The following is a 17,836-nucleotide window of genomic DNA, read 5'->3' on the forward strand; positions in this document are numbered from 1 at the left end:
AGAACAAATACAGCCGGTAGATAGCGAAATATCGAAAACAAAAGGACGCGCCACATGAGTGACAAGTACATCCTCTCCTTTGACCAAGGCACCACCAGCTGCCGTGCCATCCTGTTCGACAGCGATGCGCAGATTGTCGGTATCGCGCAAAAGGAATTTACCCAGCACTTTCCCCAGCCAGGCTATGTAGAACATGACGCCATGGAAATATGGGGTAGCCAGATGGGGGTGGCACGAGAGGTTCTCGAGACGCACGGCATCAAACCCTCGGAAGTGGCCGCCATCGGCATCACCAATCAGCGCGAGACCACCGTGATCTGGGATCGCCAAAGTGGCAAGCCCATTCACCATGCCATTGTCTGGCAGGATCGCCGTACCGCGCCGCTATGTGACGAGCTCAAGGATCAAGGGCTGGAAGACCATATCCGCGCCACCACGGGGCTTATCGTCGATGCGTACTTTTCGGCCACCAAGATCCGCTGGATTCTGGATCATGTCGAAGGCGCACAGCAGCGCGCCGAACGTGGCGAGCTGCTGTTCGGCACCATGGATTCCTGGCTGGTATGGAACCTGACTCGCGGCCAGCGCCACGTCACCGACGTGACCAACGCCTCTCGCACCATGCTGTTTGATATCCACCAGTTGGATTGGGATCAGCGCCTGCTTGATGCCTTGAACATTCCGCGCTGCATGTTGCCGGAAGTGCGTCCTTCCAGCGAAATCTATGGCACCACCGGAGCAGAGATGTTTGGAGGCGCCCAGATACCGATCGCGGGGATCGCTGGCGATCAGCAAGCCGCGCTGTTCGGCCAGGCCTGCTTCGAGAAAGGCATGGTCAAGAATACCTACGGCACTGGCTGCTTCCTGCTGATGAACACAGGTGATCAGCCAGTGCCTTCCCGTTCCGGCCTGCTTACCACCATCGCCTGGGGACTCGATGGCAAGATCACCTACGCCCTGGAAGGCTCCATTTTCATTGCCGGAGCGGCCATCCAATGGCTGCGCGATGAATTGAAACTGATCGATTCCGCCGAGGATTCCGAGTACTACGCCGGCAAGGTGAAGGACTCCGGCGGCGTCTACGTCGTCCCCGCCTTTGCCGGACTTGGCGCGCCCTACTGGGACATGTACGCACGTGGCGCCATCTTTGGCCTGACCCGCGGTTCCAGCAAGGAACACATCACGCGCGCGACGCTGGACGCCCTGGCCTACCAGACCCGCGACATCATCGATGCCATGCAGGCAGATTCCGGTATCACCCTGAAGTCCCTGCGTGTTGACGGTGGCGCCGTCGCCAATAACGTCATGATGCAGTTCCAGGCCGACATGCTTGGTGTCGAGGTCGATCGTCCCATCATCACGGAAAGCACAGCACTGGGTGCAGCTTACCTGGCTGGCATCGCCGTGGGCATGTGGACCCAGGCAGAACTCGCCACCAAGGGGGAAATCGAGCGCACCTTCAGCCCGGTGATGAGCAGCAAGGACCGCGAGCAGCGTTACAAGGGCTGGAAGAAAGCCGTACGACGCACCATGAACTGGGAACGCGAAGACGCAGAATAATACTGGCCTGCCATGTCCTGCGCAGCGCATGCCCCTAGACAGGAGTCCTGTTGTGCAACGATGCGAAAACGAGTCACTGACCAGTCCGCAGCATACCAGCACAGCACATGTCAGTACGCTGCGCGACACTCATCTCCAGCACTTGGCGAATGATCGCTTCGATGTATTGATCGTTGGCGCAGGCATCAACGGCGCCTGTGCGGCAGCGGCCCTGGCAAGCAAAGGCGTCAGCGTTGCATTGATCGACCGCAGCGACTTTGCCAGTGCTACCAGCCAGCAGTCGTCCAACCTGGCATGGGGTGGCATCAAGTACATGGAAAGCTTCGACTTTTCCCTGGTGCGAAAGCTGTGCAAGAGCCGCAACCACCTGGTCAGGAGTTTTCCCTCCTCGGTCAAGGAGATTCGTTTTCTGACGACGGTGAGCAAGGGGTTTCGCCACCACCCCGGCATGCTCTGGGCCGGGTCCTGGCTCTACTGGCTGATGGGCAACGGCCAGACACGCATGCCACGCTTCTTGCGCATCAGCGACATCCACAAGCGCGCCTCCATTGTCGATACTCGTGAAGCGCATGGTGGCGTCGAGTATTCCGACGCCTACCTGTACGACAACGATGCTCGCTTCGTCTTCCAGTTCGTGCAGCGTGCCATGCATGCCAACGCACGCGTCGCCAATTATGTGGAATCGCTGGGTGCCGAGCATCACGACAATGGCTGGAAAGTCCGCGTGCGCGATGTCATCCATGACAGGCCCTTCGAGATCCAGGCCAGGGTGTTGATCAATGCGGCGGGGCCCTGGGTCGATGAGCACAACCGACTGTCAGGCGAAACGACGGAACATCACCACGCCTTTTCCAAGGGCATCCACCTTATCGTTCCCAAACTTACCGACGACTCCCACGTACTCGCCTTCTTCGCCGACGATGGACGCCTGTTCTTTGTCATCCCGATGGGCAATCGTACCTGCATTGGCACAACCGACACCCGGGTCGAACATCCGCATGTCGATATTGATGCCGATGACATCAACTTCGTGCTCGATAACATCAACAAGCGCCTGGCATTGGCACGCCCCTTGAATCGGGATGACATCATTGCAACGCGCTGTGGCGTGCGCCCCCTGGCAGTTTCGAAGAGCAATGGAAAAGAGCGCGACTTCCTGCAGCTTTCGCGCAAGCACGCCATCGACACCAACAGGCAGCATGCTCATATCAGCATTTTTGGCGGCAAGCTCACGGACTGTATCAATGTCGGTGAAGAGATTCTTGCAGAAGTCCAGAAACTGGGCATTGATGTGCCGTACCCGGAGTCCCGCTGGTATGGAGAGCCGGACGAACAGGAAAAGCAGGAATTCCTGCGTCATGCCATGGAGATCGGGCTGGACGACCTCACCCCGATAGATGCCAGCGAGCCCCTGAGCCAACGCCTGTGGCGGCGCTACGCCAATGATGCCCATGGCCTGCTGGAAAGCATTGTCCGCGACCCGCGCCAGGCCGAGCCGCTGATAGAAGGCAGCGAATACCTGCGCTGCGAGCTTCAGTTGGCCCGAGAGCAGGAGATGGTCACGCGCCTGGAGGACCTGCTGCGCAGAAGAGACAGGATCTCGCTGGTGGTGAGCCAGGAGCAGCTACGCCACTCCCCCGGACTTCACGAAGCCTGCGAGATCCTGTTCGGCGATCAGGCTGAAGCGCGTTATGCCGAATACTTTGGCACCAGCGCCGTAGTCACCTAGGGTCTGCCTCAAGTACCCTGGGCTTGTCTTAAAGACCAAGATTTAAAAGACCAAGATGGGTCTCAGAGACTGAGGCTGGCCTCAAGCACCCTGGGCTTGTCTTAAAAGTCGACGAGCGATAGTCAGACAAGGCAAAAATTGGTGAGAAGGCGCAGTTTACTAGGGATAAATGAGCACTTTGAACCAATTTTTAACGCCGTATGACTGAGCGCAGACACTTTTAGGCAGAGCCCAGAGAAATCCACACACTCTTCAGTTCAGAATACTCCTCCAGAGAATGGTGGGATTTATCACGCCCGTTGCCAGACTGCTTGACCCCGCCAAAAGGCACGGTCTGATCACCACCGGCCCAGTTGTTGACGAACACCTGGCCGGATTCGAGGCGACGAGTGACGCGCATGATGCGGTCGATATCCTGACTCCACAGACCAGCCGCAAGGCCGTAATCACTGTCGTTGGCCAGGGCGATCGCCTCTTCTTCGCGATCGAAGCCGAACACCGACAACACCGGGCCGAAGATCTCTTCGCGGCCGATGGCCATCTTGTCGGTCACGCCATCGAACACTGTCGGGCAGATGAACAGGCCAGGGCCTTCCAGCGACTTGCCACCAGTACGCAGTTGCGCCCCTTCTTCAACGCCCTTGCGGATGTAGTCGAGGATACGCTCGTACTGCGAGCGGTCGACGATGGCTCCCATGAAGCTGTTCGGATCCAGCGGATCGCCGGGCTGCATATTTTCGGCTGCGGCCAGCACCTTGTCGACGAAGGTCTCTCGCACGCTGTTTTCCACCAGCAGGCGAGAACCTGCGATACACACTTCCCCCTGGTTGTGGAAGATCGCCTCGGCTGCATGCTGGGCCACCTTGTCCAGGTTCTTGCAGTCGGCAAAGACGATATTCGGGCTCTTGCCGCCACACTCGAGATAGACACGCTTGAGATTGGACTGACCGGCATACTGCATCAGCTGCTTGCCAACCCCGGTGGAACCGGTAAAGGCCAGGCAATTGACATCCATGGACAGGGCCAGTGCCTTGCCGACGGTATGACCGAAACCTGGCAATACCTGGAATACCCCAGAAGGGATTCCGGCTTCCTTGGCCAATTGGGCTAAACGCAACGCCGACAGCGGCGACTTCTCGGACGGCTTGAGAATGACACTGTTACCTGCCGCCAGTGCCGGCGCGATCTTCCACGCCGTCATCATCAGCGGAAAGTTCCACGGCACGATGGAGGCCACCACACCCAGCGGTTCACGTAGCACCAGCGCCAAGGCTTCCTCGCCGGTGGGCGCCACTTCGCCGTAGACCTTGTCGATGGATTCCGCCTGATGGCGAATGGTACCGATCGCTCCCGCCATATCCCCCAGCGAGCTGCCAATCGGCTTGCCCATGTCCAGGGTATCGAGCAGCGCCAGCTCATCACGATGTTGCTGCATCAGATCCGCCAGCTTGAGCAGGACCTTCTTGCGCGCGCCCGGCGCCATGCGCGACCACTCACCACTGTTGAAGGCACGACGCGCCACCGCCACGGCCTTGTCCGCATCCGCAGCATCGCAACTGGCGACCTTGGCCAGCACTTCCCCCGTCGCCGGGTTGGTGGTCTCGAAGGTGTCGCCGCTCACCGCGTCGACGAATGCATCATCGATGAAAGCGCGAGTTTCCAGGTTCGCTTTCACGCTTTCCGCCATGGTTTGCCATTCGGCGTATGTCTTGGGATGGCTCATGCCATCACCTCCTGTGGTCCAGTGTCTTTTTCAGCAGTGTCTTCTTCAGAGAGAGAAACGCAGCCTCAATATCTGCGTCTCCCTCGATCTCGATCGGACTCATCATTCTTGAGCCGACTCATAGCTCTTGAACTGATTAGGCTTGAGCCAAACTGTCCTGGGTAGCAAATGCCACGCCCTGCGCCTGCAGACGGCGTGCGGTTTCGTCCAGCGCTGCTGTGGCAAGCCCTACCAGTTCATCAATCTGCGCCTTGGTGATGACCAAGGGGGGTGAGATGACCATGGTGTCGCCCACCGAGCGCATGACCAACCCCGTATCGAAGCAGATGTCACGACACAGGTTACCGACACCCAGCGTCTTGTCGAAACGCTTGCCCGCTGCCTTGTCGGCCACGATTTCCAGTGCGCCGATCAATCCCAGCGAGCGTGCCTCCCCCACCAACGGATGCTGTTCGAGCTCTTTCCAGCGTTGCGCCAGATAAGGACCAACTTCATCGCGCACATGCTCAACGACGCCTTCCGCTTCCATCAGTTGCAAGTTCTTCAGCGCCACTGCAGCACAGGTGGGATGCCCGGAATAGGTAAAACCATGGAAGAATTCGCCGCCATCTTCAATCAGCGTTTGTGCCACACGGTCACCGACCAGAACACCACCAATCGGCAGGTATCCTGAAGACAGCCCTTTGGCCACCGGCATCAGGTCGGGCTCCAGGCCGTAATGCTCACTGCCGAACCACTCCCCGAGACGGCCAAAGCCACAGATCACCTCATCGGCCACCAGCAGAATGTCGTACTTGGCCAGCATCTTCTTGACTGCAGGCCAGTAGCTTTGCGGCGGAATGATGGCACCTCCCGCGCCCTGCACGGGCTCCGCGATGAAGGCCGCCACCTTGTCTTCGCCCAGTTCGAGAATACGTTCCTCTATAGCGTCGGCACAGGCCTGCCCGAATGCATCCGGGCTCATGTCCCGGCCTTCAGTGAACCAGTAAGGCTGACGCACGTGGGTAATCGCCGGCACTGCAGGACCGCCCTGGCCATGCATGGCGGCCATGCCGCCCAGGCTCATGCCCGCCAGGGTGGAACCGTGGTAGGCATTCTCGCGAGCAATGATCCACTGCTTTTCGGGCTTGCCCTTGAGCGCCCAGTAATGCCGCACCATACGCACTACCGTGTCATTGGCTTCGGAGCCGGACCCGGTGAAGAACACCCGATTCATATGCTTGGGAGCCAGCCGACATAGTGTTTCGGCCAGCTCCACCGCCGGCGGATGTGTCGTCTTGAAGAAGTTGTTGTAGTACGGCAATTGCTGCAGCTGAGCCGTCGCAGCATCGACCAGTTCCTGACGCCCGTACCCCAGGTTCACGCACCACAGGCCCGCCATGGCATCGAGCATCCGATTGCCTTCAGCATCCTGTATATAGATGCCATCCGCCTCGGTAATGATCCGGCTGCCTTCTTCACCAAGGGCCTTGTAGTCCGTAAACGGATGCAGGTGATGCGCGGTATCCAGCGCCTTGAGTCGTTCACTGCTGAGCCTTGCCATGACACCATCCTCCAGGAAAGCATGTCGAATCGAGTGTTATTTTTTATTCAACATATAGATCCCGTTGCGCGATTCCAACCTTTTTTCTAAATCCTTGCACACTATCCACATAACACATTGATTTTAATAACTACAACCATCGTATAAGATAGTCATTATTAAAAAATATCGACAAAATATCTCGATAACTCGCTCAATAATGGCCAACTTTCATTGACGCCTCTGTCGCTATTCAGACCCCAACCCAACGCCACATGAACAAGAGCTGCCATTTGCCTTGCAGGGCCTAGGGTCCCGCTTGCCACACGTCCCGGCCATACCCCCAGATGGGTATTTTTCGGCCATGTGGCACCGGCACACATGCAGCCCCCTCCCCCTGGTCAAGATGTTTTACACCATGGGCCGATAGACAACGACGCCCCTTGATCCTTTTCCCATGGAGGCGCTTAGGAAAATTCATTAGTCTGGATGCTAGGAGACTATCCACTTCCTGACGACAACCATCCCCCTCTGGTCAGTACGTGGACATAGCGAGATGAATTGCATTGGGGGGGGAGATTCAGTGAGTTCGATGAATCCTAGAATAGTGCCAGCCTGCACACGTGATTATGATTTCGCATTCTCCGTGAAGAAGGATGCTTTAGGCCCTCATATCGAACGTCAGTGGGGGTGGGACGAAGAGTACCAACTCCGCATACATGAGCAGCGATGGCGCGAGAAGCCATGGTTCTTGATTTATCTAGGTGAGCAAAAAGTTGGAACAGTCTCCCTTCAGGAGGCGCCGAGCACGCTCAGGTTTGGAGAGTTCTACATATCTAGCAAGTGGAGGGGCAAAGGGATTGGCACAAGAGTCATCACAGATGTAGTGAGTCGCTGCGATATCGAAAATAGAACCTGCAAACTGGAATACCTGAAATGGAATCCAGTGGGTTCTCTATATAAGCGTCATGGCTTCGAAGTGGTGGATGAAAACGACATTCACTACTTCATGCTTCGCTGCCCTTCCAGCACTCCGTGAGTACCAGATCCAGGAACTGGATACCTGCACTCATAGCAACAAGGTGCAAGCCGAGTACACCACAACCCGCGCTTGCTCTATTCGTCGCCAAGGATCTGGTGAGACTGGTTGTCTACCACCACCGGGCTTTCGAAATAAGTGACGGTTGGTTCAGTGCCATATTTCTCTCGAACGAATTGCCGCCATGACTCCGTGTACATGGCCTCAGCCTCTGGTCTCGATTTCCAGAAATAGATGCCTCCGACCGTCCTTCCATCATCAGAAACTATATAGGTCTTGCGCAGCAGGCCCTGGACATCACGATATTCAGGTGCAGTACTCAGAAAGATGTTACGTGCTTCCTGACGGGTAATGAGGGTCGGCAGCGTAAAGGTCGTCATGACAGTAATCATCGACACATTCCGTTATCAATTGGCTTAATTTGAGTTCCTGCTATCGACAGGAATGCTGGAACCAGAAGAAGCGCACCAACCAGCATCTCAGCCTTCAGCAAACTTCTTCAGCACTTCCCCCTCCATGCGATAACGAATCCATTCATCCTGAGGCACCGCCCCGATCGACTGGTAGAACTCAATCGCCGGTGTATTCCAGTCCAGTACACTCCATTCCAGTCGACCACAACCTTTGGCACAGGCTTCACGAGCCAGGTGCTTGAGTAGCAATTTCCCTGCACCAATACCTCGATGCTCGGGGCTGACATAGAGGTCTTCGAGATAAAGGCCATTGCGTCCAAGCCAAGTCGAATAGCTGAAGAAGTACACGGCAAAGCCAATAGGCTGCTCATCACGCAGGCACAGCAGCGCCTGAGCTGTTGCCTGTTTACCAAATAGCGTGTTCTCGATGTCTTCAAGGTTGGCTTTCACTTCGTGGCGAGCCTTTTCGTAATCGGCCAACTCCGTGATGAATGCCAGTATCTGGGACGCGTCGCTAGGCTTGGCCGGTCGAATATGCAAATTCATGTGGCACCTTCATCTTGAATGTGTGATGACTCATCATGAACGAAAGCCTATTCTGCATGAACTGCATCTTTATCAGCCTCATGTGAATATCATGCATCCCATTCTGCGTCGTCTCGATCTCAACCTTCTGCTTACCTTTGACGCTCTGTATCGCCATCGCACAGTGGCCAATGCTGCCAACGAACTGGCCATCAGCCCGTCTGCCTTCAGTCATGCTCTCGGACGACTACGTGCAGCGCTCAACGATGAACTGTTCATCCGCCAAGGTAACCGCATGCACCCAACCCAACGGGCCGACCTGCTGGCGACTACCGTCGCTGAAAGCCTGAAGCTGTTGTCCGATCAGTTGGGGCAATGGCAGCCCTTCGACCCAACCACCAGCCAGCGTATGTTCGTGTTCTCGGCAACCGATTACACCGCATTCGAGCTGCTACCCCGGCTCATCAATCGGTTGCACAACGTGGCTCCGAAGCTACGTCTACGGATGACCTACTCCAGCCGCAAGGTATCCATCGAAGACCTCGCATCAGGACACATCGACTTTGCGCTGGGCTACGGTGAGGATCGAGACACGCTTCCTGCGGGTATAGATAGTGAAGATTGGCTGACGGATGATTACATTGTCATCGCCAGCAGGAACCATCCAAGAATCGAGGACACACTGGATCTTTCCTCCTACCTGAGCGAGCGCCATGCCGTCATCACGCCCTGGGGAGAAACCAGCGGCGTGGTGGATCTGGTACTACAGGCTCAGGGCTTGCAGAGAGATGTCGCCCTGCAGCTTCCCACGGTGTTGGTGGCCCCCTTTGTCATCGCCGAGAGCGAGCTGCTGATGACGATTCCACGCCGAGCTGCTGAAACCCTGCAAGCAGCAACACCCATCGCAATTTACCCAGTACCGTTCACTATTCCGCCCTACACTCTCAAGCTCTACAGCCATAGCAAATACGCCCGCAGTGATGCCCACATCTGGATGTCTCGACAGCTGAAAGCCCTATTTGCTGAACGAGCCCCATCTTGAGTACCTGAGACCAGGAATTAATGGCTTCTGGCTGGCCTGGTTTCGTCAAGTTAGGGTAAGGATCGCGCAATCACTCAATAGCCATTATGTGCTCATGGCTATAAAGAAGATCATGAAAAGGGATTACCCATGATAACTTGCCATATCAGATACATCATTGACCCGAAGAAGGCAGCTGAATTTGAGGAATACGCCAGGATGTGGATTCCTCTGGTAGAAAAATTCGGTGGTACACATCATGGCTATTTCCTTCCCTCGGAAGGAGCAAACAACGTTGCGTTGGCCTTGTTCTCCTTCGATTCCCTCGCAGCATATGAAATATACCGAAAGCATTCACAGCTGGATGAAGGGTGCCAAAAGGCGTTCAGGTTTGCCGAGGAAACCGACTGCGTCATCAGTACCGAGCGCAGTTTCTTGCGTCCGGTTCTGGGAGAGTCGTCAGAATAGTTCCACACAGTAGTCAAAGCAGTATCAACGTATACAGGAGGTATCGTGATCGTCATCTATGGAATCAAGGAACACCTGAACCCCATCAAGGCCCAGCTTTCCGACACCATTCACCAATGCATGCAGTCGGTGCTGGGCATGCCGGAAGACAAGAGAGCCCATCGCTTCATTCCTCTCGATGCAGAGGACTTCTACTTTCCCGGCGGCCGTACGCCCGCCTATACCGTCATCGAGATCAACATGATGCAGGGCCGCTCTCCGGATACCCAGAAAGCCCTGATCAAGGCATTGTTCAGCAAGATCGAGTCAGAAGTCGGCATTGCACCTATCGACGTGGAAGTGACCATCAAGGAACAGCCCGCTCACTGCTGGGGATTTCGCGGCATGACTGGCGACGAAGCTCGAGACCTCGCCTACTCAGTCAATGTGTAATAGCTCACCCTTCTGTGACGAGGAGCTTTTCTATCTCGTACACAGCAGTGGTCTTACGATATCAACGGCTGTTCACCTTCGAACAATGCGCGCAGATTGTCGATCTGCCGGAGGACTTTCCCGACAAGGACCGGCTCTATCCGAACGCGGAGGAATGGATGAATGTTGGCGATAGCGTCGTGATCGCCCCAGGTGGAGAGATCATCGCCGGCCCGATGCGCAAGGAGATCGACCTGCTCGAGGCGGACATCGATATAGCACGTGTCACCAGCTCCCGCCGCGTCTTTGACGTGGCCGGACACTATAGCCGCCCCGACGTCTTCACGCTGGAGGTTGATGCCCGGCCGCAACGCTGCATCACGTTCAAACGTTGAGTGGCCTGCCTCATTTCCAAGCGTGGGTATCGACACGCCAATGTATTGCTTTTGTCAGCCGATTAATGAGATGACACATAAACCGATGGCGACTCCGGCGGGGGTAGCTCGAATGTTGAACGCATCCAAGCGACTTCGGCTGTCGGTGTACGGCCGAACAGGCGTCTGAACTCGCGGCTGAACTGAGAGGAGCTTTCATAGCCGACATCACTTGCCGCGACAGCAGCAGTTCTGGCTTGGCGAAACATGAGGAGTCGCGCCTGATGCAGCCGGACAGCTTTCACGTATTGCATGGGTGAAGTCTGTGTCACCGCTTTGAAATGTACATGGAAGGTCGGGACACTCATACGTGCCTCGCGCGCCAGTGATTCGACGTCCAGTGGCGTTGCATAGGCTTCGTGAATACGGCGTATTGCACGACTGATACGCCCGAAAGGTGTGGTTGTCCCAAGTGCAGCCCGCATCGCCCCGCCTTGCTCACCTCGAAGTACGCGGAAATAGATTTCGCGAATCATTGAACGGCCCAGGATTTTCCCATCCTCCGGTGACTCCATGATCTCGAGAAAGCGCGATACCGTGTCAGCCAATGCCGGCTCCATGGGTGACGCCATCAAGCCGCATGGTGTTGATGCTCCGCTTATGCCTTCTTCCTCGAGTTCAAGCAGCAACTCAGTGGCCAGAGGAATATCCAGATGAAGATAAATGGCCAGCAAGGGCTGCTCGATACTAGCCTCGGTTTCCATGGTGAAAGGCACGGGAACCGATACAGCCAAATAGTGCTGGGCGTCGTAGACGTACGTCTGGTTGCCCCAATATCCGCGCTTACGCCCTTGGCAAACGATGACGATGCCCGGGTCATATAGGACAGGCGTCCGGCGTAACGGGCGGTTGGAGCGCAGGAAACGTACGTCCGGCAGGGCAGTCAGGTTATAGCCTTCTTGTGGTGCCATCTTGGCGAGCAAGTCAACGATGTGTTGCTCTCGATGCGCTAGTTTCATGTCCCGGTCGTTCATCGATCTCTCAATCAGGCGACTGTGCATCGATAGTCTGTACGAGTTCATGTCTGAATCGTAGGTGCACTATAGGAATAGGCAAGCAATTCAGACGATCTCGCGTACAAACTCAAGACCCTACTCTCTAGCATGAACGCACTTCTTCTACACCAGTCACACCAGTGGAGAGCGTCATCATGAGTCAGTCCAGGACTATCCTTATCACCGGCGTCAGCAGTGGATTCGGCCAAGCCTTAGCGACCGAAGCGCTCGCAGCAGGACACCGGGTCATCGGTACGGTGCGTCGTGAAGAAGCCGTCAAAGCGTTCGAGGCCCACGAGTCGAAACGAGCACATGCCCGTCTGCTCGACCTGACCGATAGTCCATCGATAACCCCTGTCGTGAAGGAAATCATCGATGAGTTTGGGCGAATCGACGTGCTGGTCAACAATGCCGGGTATGGCCATGAAGGCATACTGGAAGAATCTCCCACCGAGGAGATGCGTCGGCAGTTCGAGGTCAATGTGTTCGGTGCGGTCGAGATGATCAAGGCTGTATTGCCTTCGTTCCGCGAACGTCGCTCCGGCCATATCATCAACATTACGTCGATGGGTGGCTACATTACGATGCCAGGTATTGCGTACTACTGCGGTAGCAAGTTCGCACTGGAAGGTATATCTGATGCGTTGAGCAAGGAGTTGGCACCATTCAATATTCATGTCACCGCCGTGGCGCCCGGCTCGTTTCGAACCGATTGGGCTGGCCGGTCGATGTGCCGCTCCCCGCGCAGTATCGCCGATTACGACACTCTGTTCGATCCGGTCAGACAAGCAAGAAAAGACAAGAGCGGACACCAGTTGGGCAACCCAGTGAAAGCGGCTCAGGCCATGCTAGAGATCATGGAAAACGCAACGCCACCGACTCACCTGCTGCTCGGTAGTGACGCTCTCGAGCTGGTTCGAGGTCAACTTATCAATAAGTCGCGGGAGATCGATACCTGGGAGACATTGACGGTATCGACAGACGGTTAAATGCTTTCAAATGCAAGGTGACCCCCGATAGGCTCGCGCCACTCACAAAAGCGGCCGAGAGGCCAACTCAAGCCCCAGCGCGATCAAGAAGAACAGGAAGCACTGACGAAACCGCTTGGGGCTGATCCGCATGCGCACATATTGGCCAGCCCACATGCCAATCAGTGCAGGTACGATGGCCATCGCCGATGTGCCTAATTGCGAGACCTGGAAAGCCCCATGGGCGAACAGCCCTGCTGCCAGCGCTATCGTGGACGTGGTGAAAGACAAGCCCAGAGCCTGCACCAGCTCTTCCCTGCTCATGTTCAGCGAGCCCAGGTACGGGACGGCAGGCATCACGAAGACACCTGTGGCGCCGGTCACGACACCGGTGATCAACCCAACAAGCGGCGACAGCCGCCTTTCCAGGGCCGCGGGAACAGAAAAGGCTGGGGCGATAAGCGCATACCCGGCATAGGCCATCAGCGCGACGCCGAGCCAACACCCGGACCAGACCGGATCTACCCGCACCAGTAACGCAGCACCACCGACAGTGCCCAGGATGATGCCCAGCATCATTGGCCAGAATCGGCGTATCAGCTGCGCGACCGATGGGCCGTAAAACAGCTGCCAGACATTGGTCACGAAAGACGGGATGACGAGAATGGCGGCAGCACTGGCCGGTGGCATCACCGTACCAAGCAAGCCCATGGCAACTGTCGGCAGCCCCATTCCGGTAACGCCTTTCACCACACCAGCAGCCAGAAAGGTGCCGACAAGGAACAAAAGGTACGAGATGGCATCGTGCATGGCAGGCTCTCACTGAGGAACGGCTGAGAGCCAAATTGAAACTTGAGGCGGCACCTCGCACAATGCGGAATCATCAGCCCACCCTTCGGATAATCCGAAGGCTTGTGCGAGGACTTCCCATGCGGCTCGATCTGGCAGACCTACATCTGTTCCTGTGCATCGTGGATAGCGGCAGCATCACCGCAGGCGCAGCGCGTGCCAACCTGGCCTTGGCGTCGGCCAGCGAGCGGATGCGCAATATGGAAAGTGTTGCCGGCGTAGCGTTGCTGGAAAGGCGCTCACGGGGAAGTGTCACGACCGAGGCTGGAGAGGCATTGGCACACCACGCACGCTTGATACTCCGCCAGCAGGACATTCTGAAAGGTGAGCTACAGGACTTCGCTGTTGGTGCTCGAGGAACCATCCACCTCTACACCAACACCGCAGCACTGACGGAATTTCTCCCCAGCCGGCTTGCTCCCTGGTTGGCGGACCGGCCTCGCTTGCGCATTGAGCTCAAGGAACGTACCAGTGCCGATATCGTCCGCGCCATTGCTTCCGGGTTGGCAGAAGCCGGTATTGTGTCCGACGCCATCAGCGCAGAAGGCCTGCAGCTGCACCCTGTCGCGAAGGATCATTTGGTATTGATCGTGCCTCAGAAGCATCCCCTAGCCCATCGCAACAAGATCCAACTCGCGGAGGTGCTTGATCAACCCTTCGTAGGCCTGTCCCAGGGTAGCGCCCTGCAAGACCATATCGACGACCAGGCGCGCGTAGCTGGAAGCCTTCTCGACTACCGAATTCGCATGAGAGCCTACGAAGGCGTGTGTGAGATGGTCACCCACGGGATAGGCATCGGGATTTTGCCCCAGAACATCGCCAGGCGTTACAAACGACGGTACGCCTATCGAACCCTGTTGCTGACCGATGACTGGGCACGTCGGCAACTATGCCTGTGTTTCAAGAACTGGAAAGAATTGTCAGCGCCCATGCAAAGCTTGCTTATCCATTTGGGAGCTGACACCGGTACGTTCTGAGAGCTCTCCAAGGCCAAGCCCCGCCACAGTGGGTCTTGAACTTATGCGCCATCGTTGCCGAGAAGCGTCGTCGTCCAGCTGCCAATGCTTGATGGAACGGGTCAGGCTCGTTCTTATAGGATTGATCCTTGCCCCAATGCGGGCTTAATACACAACAACAGGTACGGGCTGCTCACCTTATCGCCACCAACACCATATTTTCCAGATAACCGCGATCAACAACACGCAGAAAATTATCGCCGCGATCACTCCGGTACCCGCCAATAAATTACCAAGGCCAGCTATTGGCTCAGAACAACCAAGTCCACCAAAACCAAAAGCACAGTAATTCGATATGTAGTAGTTTGTGACAGCAGCGACAAGTGCTGATATCACAGTGGCAATCAACAGCAACGCGAATGAATTCATGACGATACATTTATGTGATTGCATGTAGATATCAGCACAAAAGTACACATATTTTCAGAATGCTCCTGGCCGAGGATGGAAGGTCCTTGTCACTGCATCCCACAACCCTATTGCCTCAGCATCTGTGAGTGAAGGCTTTTCGAGATTCTCCCTATCCTTTTCATCCACCACCATCGAATAGGCCCCATTTTTCAGAACAATCACAACCTGAGGGGCAAGCCGATTTCCCTCCAGACTATTGGCCTCCAGAGAAAAATCGGTATAACGAATATCATTGCGGCTGGCCGTATTGGTCATTGCCACAAGTAATTCTTCGGCTTGGTCGATGCCCTCCAGCGCCACCTTTCCGTGTCGCAACAAAGCACCATTATCATCCTGGCTCAAGGAATCTTTGGCTTCGGACAGAGAATCGAGCAGGGTCGTGTCCTGATGTAACCAAGAGTCCGTCGTGATGTTGAAATACACATCCTTTCTTTCCCTGTCGATATAGCGCATGGTCACGTTCTCAATCCGAAAGGGTGCCTCATGCCCTGGAATAGTGCCCTCAGCACCTCCTGCGAGAAAACCATTCTCGAAACACAGGCCAGGCTTTTCGGGAATATCACCACTGGCCAGTGGACTTAAATTGTCCAGCAGGTAACGAATCTCCTGCATCCTTCCGGACTTATTGTCAGTCAGATGAGTACGCCACTCAGTGTACTTATCGTCACTTAGATCAGTGGCTTTGACTGAAACCTTGAACATCGTGTTGTCAATCAATCGATACCCCTCAAGCACCCGCCCTGAATCAGACGTTCCCGTATCCTCGTTGCGATCAAAGATAACGAGGTCTTCCTCCCGTATTATATTTTTCAGAAACGGGGCATCTTCAGGATCAACACGTTCCATATTCTCTAGTTCACGTTGCCTTCTGGTAATCAAGCGCTCATACATCTGACGACTCATGGGCTGTGCGCTGATCTTTGCATCGTTGACGCTCAGGGAGCTATAGGCCAACTCCATACGCTTGGGCATCTCTACCATGAAGCGGCCAATACATACTTGCGCTAGGCTGTCGGTATATTCCTGTACGGTTCGCTGTTCATCTTCAGTCATAGCGGGCACTCCCTTATCACAGGCTGCTAGCATGGCGATAGCGACTATCAATAGACATTGCCCCGTGCTCTTGAGCATGGTCCAACTTTCTAGTTGTTTAATGTCACGACGTTTGTGGAAGAGCTGATTCATGAATTAATCCCGCTGGCGACTTCCAGAATGGAGCCCAAGGTAAACCAAAGGGCTTCTTCCTCCTGGTAGGCAGCACCATGTTCAGTCGGAATCATCATAGAACGCTGCGCCTGGTCAACTCCGACCCGTCCAGAACGTTCAGGAACCGTTGCATCACCGGGTTCATCGTAATCGCTGATCGTATAAAGTGTGAATCTAGGACGCCCACTACTATCCAGGTCTTTGGCGACCCTCTCCGTGCCGTACCAGCCGGTACGTCCAAGCATGTTCATCGGTGAGTTGATGAATGGGCTACCCGTCCAGGTAACGTTTCCATAACTCGCGAATTCCTCACTGGCGGAATAGAACATGTAGGTCGAGTCATGATATTGACCGATCATTTGTGCATGAAATTTTCCCACTTTTTGCAAAATAATCTTTGCGTAGGAATTCCACTCCTCCTGCATACTATAGTTCTTCTCGGCACTATCGGTTATACGGGAGATATCGGGATCGGCTAACTCTGTTTCCAACATCGACCACCATTGGTCCCGTACCAGATAGATCTCGGAATAGGGGTCACTTCCGGTTGGCAACGATACTTGCTGCTGCCCTTCACGAAAGATCTTCAGCCAACCTGAACCATACTCCGGCGACGGTACCAATTGCAGTGGACCAGGAGCACCGGACAAAACTGCCGTCATTTCCCTTGCTGTAGCACCTAGCACTGTCGCTGTGGCTCCCCCTCCTTCGGTTCCACATTTCATTCGCCGATAAAACACGGCGGCACCAGCCGTCGGCATTACGCCATGCACAATGCCCGCTATCTTGCTACTGGCTCCATGGACTTCTGAATAGTAACGCGACACGAGTCCACCCATGGAGTGAGTTACCAGGATCACGCGATCACAACGGTGTCCGGCATTCTGGTACCCCATCATGATTTCGTCGACACGTTTCCCGAGGTCCCGTTCGGCAGATTCCTTGTTAGAGCGTAACCAGTTATATCCGCAGGCATGCACAGGAAAGTGGAAACGTTGTAGAGCCTCCCCACACTTTTCCGCCAGCGCGCCGACATCGCCCACTGATGACTGTCCAGCCTGTTGGAGCTGCTGCTTTATACGATCTCTGACTCTCCACCTCTGGAGAATGGAGTGATCATTGAGATTTCTCTCTAACCAGACCAGGAACTCGCCATAATACATCTTAGCGACTTCTCCCCAGCCCCGTTCCCGTAACATCGTCTCGTTATCGATGATGCCACCACCACTGGTATACCAGATGCGAGAAATGCCATCAGGTATTCCCCCTCCGGGATAAACTGTCGTTTGCTCAGGATTCAGTATGGTCTTTCTTGCTCTGGCGCCTCGTACCAACCAGCCTTTGAGTGACCACCCTCCATCCACAAGCCACGTTTGCTCTGTTTCCGTATTAATGAGATTGCTGCCCATCACCCCCGGCACAAAGATGACGGGCACTACCCCTTCATACACAGGCACTTCTGTTACGTGATTCTCGCTTTCCGGCCGCATATGACTACGTGCCGACCCAAAGATATCGTAGATATTGTATGTATCGCTCATGCCTC

The 17,836-nt window shown here is 55.4% G+C and carries 17 protein-coding genes; 9 read left to right on the forward strand and 8 right to left on the reverse strand.

Annotated elements, in window-relative coordinates; genetic code table 11:
• Positions 1-54: 54 nt before the first annotated feature.
• Together glpK and E4T21_RS11540 are read left to right on the forward strand one after the other, a co-directional pair.
• Entirely contained in the window at positions 55-1,560 is a 1,506-nt protein-coding gene (gene glpK / locus E4T21_RS11535) for a glycerol kinase GlpK (RefSeq protein WP_149285112.1), read from the forward strand.
• Positions 1,561-1,678: 118 nt separating this feature from the next.
• Complete coding sequence (locus E4T21_RS11540; RefSeq protein WP_240349385.1) at positions 1,679-3,289, forward strand: glycerol-3-phosphate dehydrogenase/oxidase; 1,611 nt, start codon at positions 1,679-1,681, stop codon at positions 3,287-3,289.
• A gap of 220 nt (positions 3,290-3,509) precedes the next feature.
• Here E4T21_RS11540 and E4T21_RS11545 read toward each other — a convergent pair whose 3' ends face one another.
• The gene (locus E4T21_RS11545; protein WP_149285114.1) at positions 3,510-5,012 is read right to left on the reverse strand and encodes an aldehyde dehydrogenase; all 1,503 of its coding nucleotides are present in this window, start codon (positions 5,010-5,012) and stop codon (positions 3,510-3,512) included.
• 136 nt (positions 5,013-5,148) lie between these two features.
• A complete protein-coding gene (locus E4T21_RS11550) occupies positions 5,149-6,555 on the reverse strand; it encodes an aspartate aminotransferase family protein (RefSeq protein WP_149285115.1) in 1,407 nt (468 codons plus the stop codon).
• Positions 6,556-7,126: 571 nt separating this feature from the next.
• Here E4T21_RS11550 and E4T21_RS11555 point away from each other — a divergent pair.
• Entirely contained in the window at positions 7,127-7,573 is a 447-nt protein-coding gene (locus E4T21_RS11555; RefSeq protein ID WP_240349386.1) for a GNAT family N-acetyltransferase, read from the forward strand.
• A gap of 77 nt (positions 7,574-7,650) precedes the next feature.
• On the opposite strand, the gene E4T21_RS11560 is transcribed toward E4T21_RS11555, so the two are convergent.
• Both E4T21_RS11560 and E4T21_RS11565 read right to left on the reverse strand, forming a co-directional pair.
• Positions 7,651-7,953: a monooxygenase gene (locus tag E4T21_RS11560; RefSeq protein ID WP_240349110.1), complete on the reverse strand. Its 303-nt coding sequence runs from the start codon at positions 7,951-7,953 to the stop codon at positions 7,651-7,653.
• A 99-nt stretch (positions 7,954-8,052) separates the two neighbouring features.
• Positions 8,053-8,532, reverse strand: a complete 480-nt coding sequence (locus E4T21_RS11565; protein ID WP_149285118.1) for a GNAT family N-acetyltransferase — start codon at positions 8,530-8,532, stop codon at positions 8,053-8,055.
• 91 nt (positions 8,533-8,623) lie between these two features.
• Between E4T21_RS11565 and E4T21_RS11570 the strand changes: the two genes are divergently transcribed.
• From E4T21_RS11570 to E4T21_RS11585, 4 genes are all read left to right on the forward strand, one after another.
• Positions 8,624-9,553 (forward strand): LysR family transcriptional regulator, encoded by a 930-nt coding sequence (locus E4T21_RS11570; protein WP_149285119.1) that lies wholly within the window; start codon positions 8,624-8,626, stop codon positions 9,551-9,553.
• A 129-nt stretch (positions 9,554-9,682) separates the two neighbouring features.
• Entirely contained in the window at positions 9,683-10,000 is a 318-nt protein-coding gene (locus E4T21_RS11575; protein ID WP_149285120.1) for an NIPSNAP family protein, read from the forward strand.
• Between the two features lie 45 nt (positions 10,001-10,045).
• Positions 10,046-10,432: a tautomerase family protein gene (locus E4T21_RS11580; RefSeq protein WP_149285121.1), complete on the forward strand. Its 387-nt coding sequence runs from the start codon at positions 10,046-10,048 to the stop codon at positions 10,430-10,432.
• 47 nt (positions 10,433-10,479) lie between these two features.
• Positions 10,480-10,806, forward strand: a complete 327-nt coding sequence (locus tag E4T21_RS11585; protein WP_187774981.1) for a carbon-nitrogen hydrolase family protein — start codon at positions 10,480-10,482, stop codon at positions 10,804-10,806.
• Between the two features lie 62 nt (positions 10,807-10,868).
• On the opposite strand, the gene E4T21_RS11590 is transcribed toward E4T21_RS11585, so the two are convergent.
• Positions 10,869-11,819, reverse strand: a complete 951-nt coding sequence (locus E4T21_RS11590; protein ID WP_240349111.1) for an AraC family transcriptional regulator — start codon at positions 11,817-11,819, stop codon at positions 10,869-10,871.
• A gap of 176 nt (positions 11,820-11,995) precedes the next feature.
• Between E4T21_RS11590 and E4T21_RS11595 the strand changes: the two genes are divergently transcribed.
• Positions 11,996-12,829, forward strand: coding sequence for an oxidoreductase (locus tag E4T21_RS11595; RefSeq protein WP_149285122.1), 834 nt, complete (start codon positions 11,996-11,998; stop codon positions 12,827-12,829).
• Between the two features lie 42 nt (positions 12,830-12,871).
• Here E4T21_RS11595 and E4T21_RS11600 read toward each other — a convergent pair whose 3' ends face one another.
• Positions 12,872-13,618: a sulfite exporter TauE/SafE family protein gene (locus E4T21_RS11600; protein ID WP_149285123.1), complete on the reverse strand. Its 747-nt coding sequence runs from the start codon at positions 13,616-13,618 to the stop codon at positions 12,872-12,874.
• Positions 13,619-13,737: 119 nt separating this feature from the next.
• Between E4T21_RS11600 and E4T21_RS11605 the strand changes: the two genes are divergently transcribed.
• Positions 13,738-14,634, forward strand: coding sequence for a LysR family transcriptional regulator (locus E4T21_RS11605; RefSeq protein WP_149285124.1), 897 nt, complete (start codon positions 13,738-13,740; stop codon positions 14,632-14,634).
• Positions 14,635-15,096: 462 nt separating this feature from the next.
• Here the strand turns inward: E4T21_RS11605 and E4T21_RS11610 are convergent, their stop codons facing one another.
• On the reverse strand, positions 15,097-16,269 hold the full coding sequence (locus E4T21_RS11610; RefSeq protein WP_149285125.1) for a T6SS immunity protein Tli4 family protein: 1,173 nt from the start codon (positions 16,267-16,269) through the stop codon (positions 15,097-15,099).
• On the reverse strand, positions 16,266-17,831 hold the full coding sequence (locus tag E4T21_RS11615; protein ID WP_149285126.1) for an esterase/lipase family protein: 1,566 nt from the start codon (positions 17,829-17,831) through the stop codon (positions 16,266-16,268). Before E4T21_RS11615 ends, E4T21_RS11610 begins: the two co-directional genes overlap by 4 nt.
• Positions 17,832-17,836 lie beyond the last annotated feature (5 nt).

Origin of the sequence: Halomonas binhaiensis (assembly GCF_008329985.2) — a bacterium.
Taxonomy (GTDB): domain Bacteria; phylum Pseudomonadota; class Gammaproteobacteria; order Pseudomonadales; family Halomonadaceae; genus Halomonas; species Halomonas binhaiensis.